Below are 11,651 nucleotides of genomic sequence, written 5' to 3' on the forward strand. Positions count from 1 at the left end.
TGATCCCTACTCAACAACACAGCAGTCACCCTAGACTCAGCAAAAAAACATTTAATTATATAAAAATAATTTTATATTCTTTGTAGATCTATACCTAAATTGTTAAAGTCAACCTCATCTCAATAAATTGGAAATAGCCCGATGTTCTCCATTCGCCAGTTGACACTCGCCCTAACGCTCAGCAGCTTCGCCACTTTGGCTGTTGCCGATACGACCATTCTGAACGTGTCGTATGACGTGATGCGTGATTTTTATAAAGACTATAACCCTGCGTTCAAAAAATATTACGCCAGTAAAGACAACCTAACGATTCAGCAATCGCACGGCGGCTCCAGCAAACAAGCACGTTCGGTGATTGATGGACTTGAAGCGGATGTGGTGACGATGAATATGTCGACCGACATCGATGCGATTGTCGAAAAAGGCAAGCAAATCAGCCCTGGCTGGGAAAAGAAGTTCCCAAATGAAGCCGCGCCTTTTTCTAGTTTGCAAGTATTGATTGTGCGTAAAGGCAATCCAAAAGGCATCAAAGATTGGAATGATTTGACCAAGCCAGGCGTGGCTGTTGTGGTACCCAATCCAAAAACCAGTGGCAATGGCCGCTATACCTTCCTTGCCGCTTGGGGCGCAGCCTTGAAACAAAATGGCGGCAACGAAGCCAAAGCGCGTGAATTCACTAGTGCTATTTTTGCCAATGTACCGGTACTGGACGCGGGTGGCCGTGCAGCAACCACTACATTTATGCAGCGCCAAATCGGTGATGTGCTGGTGACGTTCGAGAATGAAGCCGAAATGATTGCGCGCGAGTTTGGCCGTGGCAATTTTGAAGTGGTCTATCCATCGATTTCAATCGATGCTGATTTACCCGTCGCAGTCGTGGATAAAGTCGTTGATAAACGTGGTACTCGTGCGCCAGCGACCGAATATTTGCGCTACTTGTGGAGCCCAGAAGGTCAAGAAATTGCAGCGCAAAACTATCTACGCCCACGTAATGCCACAGTGGCAGCAAAATATGCCAAACAATTCCCTGCCGTGAAATTATTCGGCGTCGACCTATTCGGCGGCTTGCCCGCTGCACAGAAAAAATTCTTCGATGATGGTGCGATTTACGATCAAATCGCCGCTGAAATTGCGAAGAAAAAATAACTCGTAGTCGTTTAAGTGCAATACAAAAAATAGGTATATTGCTGCAGCTATTCATTTTCATTATCTACAGCAACATACACCAAACTGCACCGACTAGATTGAGTCGCAAAAAGGAATCTGTATGAAATTGAAACAAAGCAGTGTGCTACCCGGCTTTAATTTATCGCTCGGGTATAGCGTACTGTACTTATCACTGATTGTATTGCTACCTTTAGCAGCGCTGTTTACCAAAACCATGGGGCTGGATTGGGCTACTTTTTGGTCGATTGTGACTGAGCCCCGCGTGATGGCCTCCTACCGGGTTACGTTTGGCGCGTCGCTCATCGCAGCCATCGTCAACCTATTTGTTGGCTTGCTGATTGCATGGGTGTTGGTGCGCTACCACTTTGCTGGCAAACGCTTTATTGATGCCTTGGTAGATCTTCCTTTTGCTCTACCCACTGCGGTGGCGGGTATTGCACTCGCCACCTTATATGCACCGAATGGGGTGCTGGGTGAACCATTAGAGAGAATCGGTATCAAGGCGGCCTTTACCCCGCTGGGGATTGTGTTGGCGCTGACCTTTATTACGCTGCCGTTTGTTGTCCGTACCGTGCAGCCGGTACTCGAAGACTTAGAAAAAGAACTCGAAGAAGCTGCATCGAGTTTAGGGGCAACGCGTTGGCAAGTGTTTACTAAAGTCATCTTCCCTACGATTTTTCCGGCATTACTAACCGGCTTTACCTTGGCGTTTGCCCGCGCGATTGGCGAATTTGGCTCGGTGATTTTTATAGCTGGCAATATGCCATTCAAATCTGAAATCACTCCGCTGATGATTATTTCTAAGCTCGAGCAATACGATTACATGGGCGCCACAGCGATTGCCGTCGTGATGTTGGTCGTGTCATTTGGCTTGTTGCTATTGATTAATGGTCTGCAATGGTGGATGGCGAAACGCCTAGGGAGAACAAAATAATGGCCACTACCGCACAACAACGCATCGTGACGACAGAAGCGCCATGGATACGCTACAGCCTCATTTCGCTGGCATTGCTACTGATTGGCGTATTACTGATTATTCCGTTGCTATCGGTGTTTTATGAAGCACTGCGCCAAGGCTGGGGGCTATATCAAGCCTCGCTCACTGAAAGCGATGCGCTATCTGCGATCAAACTCACTTTATTGGTCGCCGCGATTTCTTTGCCGCTCAATCTCGTGTTTGGTGTCGCCGCCGCTTGGGCGATTGCCAAGTTTAATTTCCGAGGAAAAAGCATTTTAATCACGCTGATTGATTTGCCCTTTGCCGTTTCACCGGTAGTCGCGGGTCTGGTCTTTGTACTGCTCTTCGGCGCGCACGGTTGGTGGGGTAGCTGGTTGGCAGAGCACGATATCAAAATCATTTTTGCGGTACCTGGCATTGTGTTGGCGACGGTGTTTGTCACCTTCCCTTTTGTGGCGCGTGAACTCATTCCCTTAATGGAAGCGCAAGGCACCGATGAAGAACAAGCCGCACTCGTGCTGGGTGCCAGCGGCTGGCAAACCTTTTGGCATGTGACTTTGCCCAATATTAAGTGGGGTTTGCTCTATGGCGTGATTTTGTCCAATGCGCGGGCGATGGGTGAATTTGGTGCGGTCTCCGTCGTTTCCGGCCACATCCGCGGCATGACCAATACGATCCCGCTGCATGTAGAAATTTTGTACAACGAATACAACTTTGTCGGCGCTTTTGCCGTCGCCTCGATTCTGGCCTTGCTGGCGCTACTGACCTTAGCGCTCAAAAGCTACATCGAATGGCGTACTGAACAGCAAGCTATTGCAGACAAAAAACAGGCTAATGAGGAATAAAGCATGAGTATCGAAATTCGCAATATCGTCAAAACATTTGGCGAGTTTAAAGCACTGAATGATTTAAGCTTGAATGTGGAGTCGGGTGAATTAATTGCATTGCTTGGCCCATCGGGTTGCGGAAAAACGTCTTTGCTACGCGTCATTGCCGGCTTGGAAACACCTGATTCAGGGCAAATTTTATTTCACGGTGAAGATACTACCGATACGCATGTGCGTGAACGCCAAGTGGGCTTTGTGTTTCAGCACTATGCCCTATTCCGCCACATGACGGTGTTTGAGAACGTCGCCTTTGGTTTGCGCGTACGCCCGAAATCAACACGGCCAAGTGATGCTGAAATCAAACGCAAAGTGCATGATTTATTGCAACTGGTACAACTGGATTGGTTGGCTGATCGCTATCCAGCGCAACTCTCTGGTGGCCAACGCCAGCGGATTGCACTGGCCCGTGCGCTCGCGGTTGAACCTAAAGTCTTACTGCTGGATGAGCCATTTGGTGCGCTCGACACCAAGGTGCGCAAAGAGCTGCGCCGCTGGTTGCGCCGCTTGCATGATGAAATTCATGTGACCTCCGTTTTTGTAACCCATGATCAAGAAGAAGCACTCGAAGTCGCTGATCGTGTGGTGGTGATGAATTCCGGTCAAATCGAGCAAATCGGTACACCGACCGAAGTCTACGACACCCCTGCAACGCCCTTTGTGTATCAATTCTTGGGCGATGTGAATTTATTCCATTCACGGGTTCACGATAGCTGGGCCAAAATCGGCAGCGGGAAATTTGCGAGTCCACAAGACGAAGCGGCTGTCGTTTATGTGCGCCCCCATGAAATCGACCTCAGTCGTATTGCGGTCGCTGGGGCAGTGAGCGGCACGATCACCCACATTCGACTGTTGGGCGCTACGGTGCGCTTGGAAGTCGAAGTTGAAACAGGTGCAACAGCGCATGATGTGGTTGAAGTTGAGCTAACGCGCGAACGCCAACTTGAAGGCGGCTGGCAAGTTGCTGAAACGGTATATCTGGTTCCTCGCGAAACAACGACCCGCCTCGCAGCCTAAGTTATCCAACAAATGCCGTTCACTGCGATGTAGTGCTCGGCATTTTTACTGCACGCTGATTTTCAATAAACGAGTTTGACTGACATCCACAGAGGCCAAGCGAAAGCGCATCAAACAACCGATCAGTTTGACAGTAATTTACAACTACAGCTCAGTTGAAAAATAAAATCTGAATAGCAAAAAGCCCTGAATAATCAGGGCTTTTTGCATAATAAGTGGTGCCGACGGCAGGAATCGAACTCGCGACCCCCTGATTACAAGTCAGGTGCTCTACCAACTGAGCTACATCGGCAACAGGCGTGCATAATACCTAGCGTTTCTGCGGCTTGCAAGCGTTTTTTGTAAAAATCTTATCATTTTTATTGAAGAACTAAGTTGAGCATTGATTACAAAGAAATTTATTTTCTAGCTTCGACTCAACTGAGCAGTCTTGCGTAAACCGCACATACAGAACTTTAAATCAGACCTGCTGTGGCAGTTTTTTGCCAATCGATTGCGGCATCCAGCGCATCGCTTAGACGATCTATTTCGCGATTCAGTATTACATCTGCATCTGGCAAGCTTGCACTAGCCCCTTGCCAACCCGCCCATTGCATAAAATGCGCCAAAGCTTCGGGCTGATCAAACAAGCCGTGCAGATAGGTACCGATAATTTGCCCATCAGGCGACACTACCCCGTCGCAACGGCCATCATCCAATTGCAGTAAGGGCGCAAATTCGGCGCTATGAATTTCGCTTTGCCCCAAATGAATTTCATACCCTGCCACTGGCGCACCACCACTAACAAAATGCCCGACTACATTACGCAACTGTTTTTCTGGCTCCAAATTCGTCACCATAGGTATATATGCCAAACCTTTGCTCGATAATTGCTGCGACTCAATACCCTGATTATCTATAATTTCTTCGCCCAGCATTTGATAACCACCACAAACGCCGAGTAACTTACCACCGTAGCGCAAATGCTGCGCAATCTGCACATCCCATCCCTGCTGACGTAACCACGCCAAATCGCCTTGGGTGTTTTTAGTACCGGGCAGAATTAATAAATCACATTTGGGCAATGGCTGATGCGGATTAGCAAACTGGCAATTCACACCCGCAATCCGGCGCAGCGGGTCAAAATCAGTGTGATTCGAAATATGCGGTAGCGTGGCAATCACAATGGTAAAGTCGCCTTCCTTACCACTGGCATTGCGCGGCACCGCATCCTCGGCGGCAATATCCAAGCCATGCAAATATGGCACAACGGCCAGTACGGGTTTGCCGGTTTTCGCCTCTAGCCAATCGCAGCCCGGCTGCAACAATGCAATATCGCCGCGAAAGCGATTAATAATGAAGCCCTTAATTCGCGCCTGCTCTGACTCGCTCAAACAAGCCAGTGTGCCAACGAAATGCGCAAACACGCCGCCACGATCAATATCGGCGACCAACCACACTGGGCAATCGGCCTCTTCAGCAAAACCCATATTGGCGATATCGCCAGCGCGTAGATTGACTTCAGCGGGACTGCCCGCCCCTTCTACCAATACCCATTCGTACTGGCTTGCTAAGCGCTGCCATGACTCAAACACCGCAGCTCGGGCGGTTTTTTTATATGCGTGATAATCAACCGCATCGAGATTACCGATCGATTTACCTTGAATAATCACCTGTGCGCGGCAATCACTCGATGGTTTGAGCAAGACTGGATTCATATCCGTGTGCGGTGCAAGCCCACATGCAAAGGCTTGGACCGCTTGCGCGCGACCGATTTCGCCACCGTCCGCCGTCACCGCCGAATTGAGTGCCATGTTTTGCGGTTTAAATGGCGCAACCGAAATGCCACGTCGATAGAGCAAGCGACACAAAGCGGCCGTCAACGTCGATTTACCCGCATCTGACGTGCAGCCTTGAATCATTAAGGTGGGCATAGGGAGTCTTAAACAAAAAAAAGAATAACAAAGCAAAGGGTATTCTCATAAAAACCAATAAATACATTGGTTAAACGACAATACCCTTAAGCACACTCAATTCGATTGCGACCAGCTCGCTTCGCACGATACAAAGCCTGATCCGCGGCTTCAATCAATTGATCGCTCGTCTCAATCGCTGGATAAGCTGCTATTCCGCATGAAAATGATAATTGAAAATGACCGCTTCCATACGGATGACGGATGGCGGCAAAGTCTTGGCGAATTTTTTCCAAAATAGCGTGTCCCGCAGCTAGGCTAGCACCGGGCAAAGCTAAAATAAATTCTTCACCACCGTAGCGCCCCAGAATATCGCCCTGCCGCACACGCTGCTTAAGCAGCCAAGCCAAGCTGCGAATAATTTGGTCGCCAATTGGATGACCATAACTATCATTCACCTGCTTAAAATGATCCAAATCAAGCATCGCGACGCAGAGCGGACGTTGCTGCGTTCGACATTGCTCCAGCATTAAATCCAAGTGTGATTTGCTGGTTGTGTGATTGAGCAATCCGGTCAAGCTATCGTGATACATCGAACGCCGCAAGGTGCGATAACGCTCAATTTTGCTATTCACGATGGCATTTAAAATCACCGGATTAAATGGCTTAGTCAAAAAGTGATCGCCACCTAAACGCAAGGCCTCCACCTGTAAACCCAAGTCCGTTTCACCGGATAAATACACAATCGGAATCGATAAAAACTCTGGATGCTGGCGAATAATGCGAGCCGCTTCAACGCCAGTACAATCGGGCATATACATATCCAGCAGCAGTAAATCAGGCTGAAATTCATGCATGCGCTCGATCACTAATCGGGGATCGCTAATCGCTTGGGTCTGTATCCCTTGCTCGACCAAAGCGCGGCGAATCATCGCATGTGCAGTCAGCGAATCATCGACAATCAACACCCGATACGGCTCTTCGTTTTGACTACTTTGCAACTCCAGAATATGCGCCACCATCGCGGGCAAGCTCATATCTTGTACAAAACAATGATCACAGCCTAATTGCAATGCTTGGTGCAACAAAGTAAATTCGGAACTCAATCCTAAGGCAATCATTTGGCTGGCTGGATTCGCTGCGCGCAATGCTTTCACCCGCGCAGGCCAATCGTGGCTAAACTTTAAGTCCAGTAACAATAAGGACTGAGACTGCTGCAACGCAGCATCCCAAGCAAGAACTGCGATCGATAAACCAAAATAACCGAGCTGCGCAATCAGATTCTGCCATTGCTCTGGCTGATCAGACAGCAAAATAATCGATGGTCTTTTCGCTTCATAACTACTGGCATCGGCGTGCTGGCGACGTTCTGGCTGAATTGGTTGCACATCAACTTGCAGCAATTGTGACAAGTTATCAATCTGCGCGGCCAAGCGTGCCTGAACTTCGGCTGAGAGAGGATGGCAATCTGGTGTATTAAATAGAGCCAAGGCATCTTGCTCTAAATCGTAACTCATCCGTGCCAAACCCAAGCTCACACCAGAGCGCAACAGCTCTGCTAAAGTATTGACCCCCAAGGCAAATTCGACGAAATGCTCTTCATTAGGAACCTGGCGATAAGCATCCCATGCCGCGAGCAAAGCCATTAATTTCGTACGAATAGTCAAAGCAGCCATTGATTTACTGTCAAGAGACCCAAAGAAAGGCGACATTCTACGCCATTTCTGCGCTCCTCTGCGGCAATCCAATTGCCATAAGGTCACAAAATTAACTACAGGGTCTAAAGCGACCAAACTGAGACCGAATTATTTAACGCCAATTTGGGGACATCTTCGACAAATTCGAATATAGTTCATTTCACCGCGCGCAGATTTGGGCGTAAAAAAACCGCTGCAGCGCAGCGGTTTTTTATTACAAACCAACAATTAGTTTGCGTATGGATGTTGCAGCACGATGGTTTCGTCACGATCTGGACCGGTCGACACAATCGCAATCGGTGCCTCGCAAATCTCAGCAATGCGTTTCAAATAATTTTGTGCATTAACAGGCAAATCGTCGAAGTTTTTCACGCCGTAAGTCGATTCAGACCAACCTGGCATTTCTTCGTAAATTGGTTCGCAGTTAGCGATATTTTCTGCGCCGATTGGCAGAATATCAATCGCTTTGCCATCCAGCATATAGCCAGTGCACAATTTGATCGTTTCGATGCTGTCCATCACATCCAATTTGGTAACGCACAGACCAGAAACGCCGTTGATTTGAATTGAGCGTTTAAGTGCTGCCGCATCAAACCAACCGCAACGCCGCGCACGACCTGTTACCGAACCAAACTCATGACCGCGTTTTGCCAAACCAGCACCCACATCACAGAACAATTCAGTTGGGAATGGGCCAGAACCAACGCGCGTGGTGTAGGCTTTCACGATACCGAGTACGTATTGCAACATTTGCGGTGCAACGCCTGCGCCTGGTGCTGCGGCACCCGCTACGCAGTTACTTGAAGTAACAAACGGGTAAGTACCGTGATCAACGTCGAGCAGAGTGCCTTGCGCACCTTCAAACAATAAAGGCTCACCCGCTTTATTCATGTCGTACAAAGTGCGCGACACATCACCAACCATTGGGCGAATACGCTCAGCGTAAGCCATGGTTTCGTCGTACACGGTCTGGAAATCGAGTGTTTGTGCATTGAAGTAGTTCTTCAATGCAAAGTTGTACCAATCGAGGTTTTCCAGCAATTTAGCGGCAAAACGCTCTGGATGATACAAGTCTTGAATACGGATCGAGCGGCGCGCCACTTTGTCTTCATAAGCTGGGCCAATACCGCGACCAGTGGTACCGATTTTTTTCTCGCCTTTGGCGGCTTCGCGCGCTTGGTCAATCGCAATGTGATACGGCAAGATCAATGGGCAAGCTTCAGAAATCGTCAAGCGGCTCGCCACATTCACTCCAGCAGCGGTCAACTCATCAATTTCTTGCAACAGAGCAGCAGGAGAAATGACCACGCCGTTGCCGATAAAGCAGGCCTTGCCCGCGTGCAAAATACCCGACGGAATCAGACGTAATACGGTTTTTTTACCGCCAACCCACAAGGTGTGACCGGCATTGTGACCGCCTTGGAAGCGAACGACGCCTTGGGCGTGATCCGTTAGCCAGTCAACAATCTTACCTTTACCCTCGTCACCCCATTGTGTGCCGATTACGACGACATTTTTGCTCATTTCTAAAACCTCAATGCGATTCAAAACAATGGCCATCGTCGCTACCGCAACGAAATGCGCCCGAACTTTAACTTCAAAATACAAATTCAGCCAGCCCTTTAAGCGGCTAACTGAAAATAAATATCGGTGTAACCTAATTATGCAGTAGCTGAAAAGTAGTTCTCCATCAAGCACAATGCCCGATTGAAACTACGTATCAGACAAGATCTGCCAAGCTATTGCAATGGCACAACTTGCCATTGCCCACTGATCAACTGCAATGAGCGATTGATATGCACCTCGGTAACGTCTACACCGAGATCCACAATCACAGTCTGACCTGAGGCGCGCAAAGCACTAATCGCGCTAAGTAGCGCAGCATCGTCGCCTTGCGGAGCCAAAATAGCCGCACGATGCGCAGGGAACGGAATTGCTGTCAGAGAGCGTAAATCCAAACTAAAGCCAGTTGCTGGGCGTGAACGGCCGAATTTTTCGCCGACGCGATCATAACGACCACCACGCGCAACAGCACTGACAAAACCCGTGGCATACGCATTAAACACCAAGCCTGTGTGATAATAACTACCAGGCAATTCAGCCAAATCAAAGCGCATTTGAATACCGCGCGTAATTAAAGCTGCAGACAATTTATTCAACACATCAAGCGCTTCAGAAACAGCAGGCAAGGCAGGCAATTTAGTACGGGCGCGATCAAGCACTTCTGCGCCGCCATAGCAGAGCGGCAAAGCTAAAAAGCCATCGCGCAATGAATCAGGCAGGCTTTGCGTCAATTGCTGAAGTACGGCCAAATCTTTTTGCTGTAGCGCATTAAACGCAAGCTGGCGAATTTCACTTTGCCATTGCGCCGCATCAGCCATGGCATTGAACAAACCAATGTGACCAATTTCCAAACGTACATCTTTTACGCCAGCTAGCTCCAAGCTTGCCAACATCAACTCAATCGCTTCAACATCAGCACCAATATCCGCGCAGCCATAAATTTCTGCACCGATTTGGCGAGGTTGCCGATTTGCCAATAAACCATCAGGGCGCGTTGTCACTACCGAACCGGCATAACTCAAGCGAGTCACGCCTTGGCGATTTAAAATATGTGCATCAATACGAGCCACTTGCGGCGTAATGTCAGCACGCAAACCCATTTGTCGGCCAGTTAACTCATCAACCAATTTAAAGGTTTTTAAGTCCAAAGCACTGTCATCTTGGGTGAGTAGCGATTCAACATACTCAACCAGTGGGGGCTCAACTTGCTCGTAGCCATAACGCTCATACAAATCAAGCATCGCACGACGCATAGTTTCAAGTTGACGCGACTCCAGCGGGAGTACATCAGAAATATATTCAGGTAGGATCCAGTTGCGCATAGTCCAGACAAATCAAATGCCCGCCCATGGGTATACCCACGGTGCGGGCGTAAAACAATAGATTGATGGCAATACCTACACCACCAACGAAATAAACAATCCAGCCATTAGCGAACAAAATCCGAAAATCCGAATTTGACGATCCGTCATACTGGCAATTTTCAACAAGGTTGCACGCCAAACAGCAGGTAAGGCAAAGGGCATAATACCTTCCAAAATCAGCATCAGTCCGATGCCCAACAAAACAACATCAGTCACTAATCAGGCCTTACTTTGCTGCGCCAGCGCGTGGGTTCTTCATATATTTGAAAAAATCAGCGCTCGGATCAACCACCATCAGATCGCTCTTCTTGGCGAAACTTTGTTTGTAAGCATCTAAACTCTTATAGAAAGAGTAGAACTCTGGATTTTTACCAAAAGCTTCCGAGTAAATCGCGGCCGCTTTGGCATCGCCCTCACCTTTGAGCTGTTGCGCTTTATTATACGCGTCTGCCATCATTACGACACGTTGTCTGTCAGCATCCGCCTTGATTTTTTCACCTTCAGCACTACCTTCAGCGCGCAATTGATTGGCAACTGCTTTACGTTCTGATTGCATCCGCTCATACACAGACACCAAAGTACTATCCTCTAACTCCACGCGCTTGATGCGAACGTCAATAACGCGAATACCAATCCGTGCCGCATCTTCATCCGCCACCTTACGAACATGCTCCATCACTTCATTTCGTTTTCCGTAAATGATGTCTTGCACAGTACGCTTACCGAACTCGTCACGCAGCATATTATTCACTGTATTACGCAAACGCACGACTGCCTTACCTTGATCAACACCAACGGCTTTATAAAAGCGCTCAACATCAACAATCTGATACTTGATGAAGCTATTGGCTTTAACATTCATTTTCTCAATGGTTTGGATTCGAGCAGGAGAATCCTCATCAATCGTTAAAATGCGCTTATCAAAAAAGCGTACATCTTGCAGCATTGGAATTTTGAAGTACAACCCCGGATCTTTGATCACTCGTTTAGCTTCTGAAAATTGGAACACAACAGCATACTGACGCTGATCGACAGTAAACATCGACATCGACAATACAAACAAAATCACCAATAACACTGAAAGTACAGGAAGAATTCGATTCATTATA

At 48.2% G+C, this 11,651-nt stretch carries 10 protein-coding genes and 1 tRNA gene; 4 read left to right on the forward strand and 7 right to left on the reverse strand.

The window, feature by feature from the left end; genetic code table 11:
- Positions 1 to 141 precede the first annotated feature (141 nt).
- From GM173_RS05195 to GM173_RS05210, 4 genes are all read left to right on the forward strand, one after another.
- Positions 142 to 1,146: a sulfate ABC transporter substrate-binding protein gene (locus GM173_RS05195; RefSeq protein WP_203570239.1), complete on the forward strand. Its 1,005-nt coding sequence runs from the start codon at positions 142 to 144 to the stop codon at positions 1,144 to 1,146.
- 121 nt (positions 1,147 to 1,267) lie between these two features.
- The gene (gene cysT / locus GM173_RS05200; RefSeq protein WP_203570240.1) at positions 1,268 to 2,101 is read left to right on the forward strand and encodes a sulfate ABC transporter permease subunit CysT; all 834 of its coding nucleotides are present in this window, start codon (positions 1,268 to 1,270) and stop codon (positions 2,099 to 2,101) included.
- Entirely contained in the window at positions 2,101 to 2,970 is an 870-nt protein-coding gene (cysW, locus tag GM173_RS05205; RefSeq protein WP_203570241.1) for a sulfate ABC transporter permease subunit CysW, read from the forward strand. Before cysT ends, cysW begins: the two co-directional genes overlap by 1 nt.
- 3 nt (positions 2,971 to 2,973) lie before the next feature.
- Positions 2,974 to 4,026 carry a sulfate/molybdate ABC transporter ATP-binding protein gene (locus tag GM173_RS05210; RefSeq protein ID WP_203570242.1) on the forward strand — a complete coding sequence of 351 codons (1,053 nt, stop codon included), beginning with the start codon at positions 2,974 to 2,976 and terminating at the stop codon, positions 4,024 to 4,026.
- Between the two features lie 216 nt (positions 4,027 to 4,242).
- Here GM173_RS05210 and GM173_RS05215 read toward each other — a convergent pair.
- The 7 genes from GM173_RS05215 to hflC all read right to left on the reverse strand — a co-directional run bounded on the left by GM173_RS05215 (position 4,243) and on the right by hflC (position 11,647).
- A tRNA-Thr gene (locus GM173_RS05215) sits at positions 4,243 to 4,318 on the reverse strand.
- Positions 4,319 to 4,481: 163 nt separating this feature from the next.
- Positions 4,482 to 5,939, reverse strand: a complete 1,458-nt coding sequence (locus GM173_RS05220; protein WP_239078259.1) for a cobyric acid synthase — start codon at positions 5,937 to 5,939, stop codon at positions 4,482 to 4,484.
- 86 nt (positions 5,940 to 6,025) lie between these two features.
- Positions 6,026 to 7,594, reverse strand: coding sequence for a GGDEF domain-containing protein (locus GM173_RS05225; protein ID WP_203570243.1), 1,569 nt, complete (start codon positions 7,592 to 7,594; stop codon positions 6,026 to 6,028).
- Positions 7,595 to 7,843: 249 nt separating this feature from the next.
- A complete protein-coding gene (locus GM173_RS05230; protein WP_203570244.1) occupies positions 7,844 to 9,139 on the reverse strand; it encodes an adenylosuccinate synthase in 1,296 nt (431 codons plus the stop codon).
- A 215-nt stretch (positions 9,140 to 9,354) separates the two neighbouring features.
- On the reverse strand, positions 9,355 to 10,500 hold the full coding sequence (locus GM173_RS05235) for an ATP phosphoribosyltransferase regulatory subunit (RefSeq protein WP_203570245.1): 1,146 nt from the start codon (positions 10,498 to 10,500) through the stop codon (positions 9,355 to 9,357).
- 75 nt (positions 10,501 to 10,575) lie between these two features.
- On the reverse strand, positions 10,576 to 10,758 hold the full coding sequence (locus GM173_RS05240; RefSeq protein ID WP_203570246.1) for a DUF2065 domain-containing protein: 183 nt from the start codon (positions 10,756 to 10,758) through the stop codon (positions 10,576 to 10,578).
- Between the two features lie 10 nt (positions 10,759 to 10,768).
- Complete coding sequence (gene hflC, locus GM173_RS05245; RefSeq protein WP_203570247.1) at positions 10,769 to 11,647, reverse strand: protease modulator HflC; 879 nt, start codon at positions 11,645 to 11,647, stop codon at positions 10,769 to 10,771.
- Positions 11,648 to 11,651: the final 4 nt, after the last annotated feature.

The sequence above is a fragment of the Deefgea chitinilytica genome (assembly GCF_016881405.1).
Lineage (GTDB): Bacteria > Pseudomonadota > Gammaproteobacteria > Burkholderiales > Chitinibacteraceae > Deefgea > Deefgea chitinilytica.

Bases quoted from the DNA above. Each gene is read 5' to 3' on its own strand.
- GM173_RS05230 (WP_203570244.1), bottom strand. From the start codon at position 9,139: ATGAGCAAAAATGTCGTCGTAATCGGCACACAATGGGGTGACGAGGGT.
- GM173_RS05210 (WP_203570242.1), top strand. From the start codon at position 2,974: ATGAGTATCGAAATTCGCAATATCGTCAAAACATTTGGCGAGTTTAAA.
- GM173_RS05235 (WP_203570245.1), bottom strand. From the start codon at position 10,500: ATGCGCAACTGGATCCTACCTGAATATATTTCTGATGTACTCCCGCTG.
- cysT (WP_203570240.1), top strand. From the start codon at position 1,268: ATGAAATTGAAACAAAGCAGTGTGCTACCCGGCTTTAATTTATCGCTC.
- GM173_RS05220 (WP_239078259.1), bottom strand. From the start codon at position 5,939: ATGCCCACCTTAATGATTCAAGGCTGCACGTCAGATGCGGGTAAATCG.
- cysW (WP_203570241.1), top strand. From the start codon at position 2,101: ATGGCCACTACCGCACAACAACGCATCGTGACGACAGAAGCGCCATGG.
- GM173_RS05225 (WP_203570243.1), bottom strand. From the start codon at position 7,594: ATGGCTGCTTTGACTATTCGTACGAAATTAATGGCTTTGCTCGCGGCA.
- hflC (WP_203570247.1), bottom strand. From the start codon at position 11,647: ATGAATCGAATTCTTCCTGTACTTTCAGTGTTATTGGTGATTTTGTTT.
- GM173_RS05195 (WP_203570239.1), top strand. From the start codon at position 142: ATGTTCTCCATTCGCCAGTTGACACTCGCCCTAACGCTCAGCAGCTTC.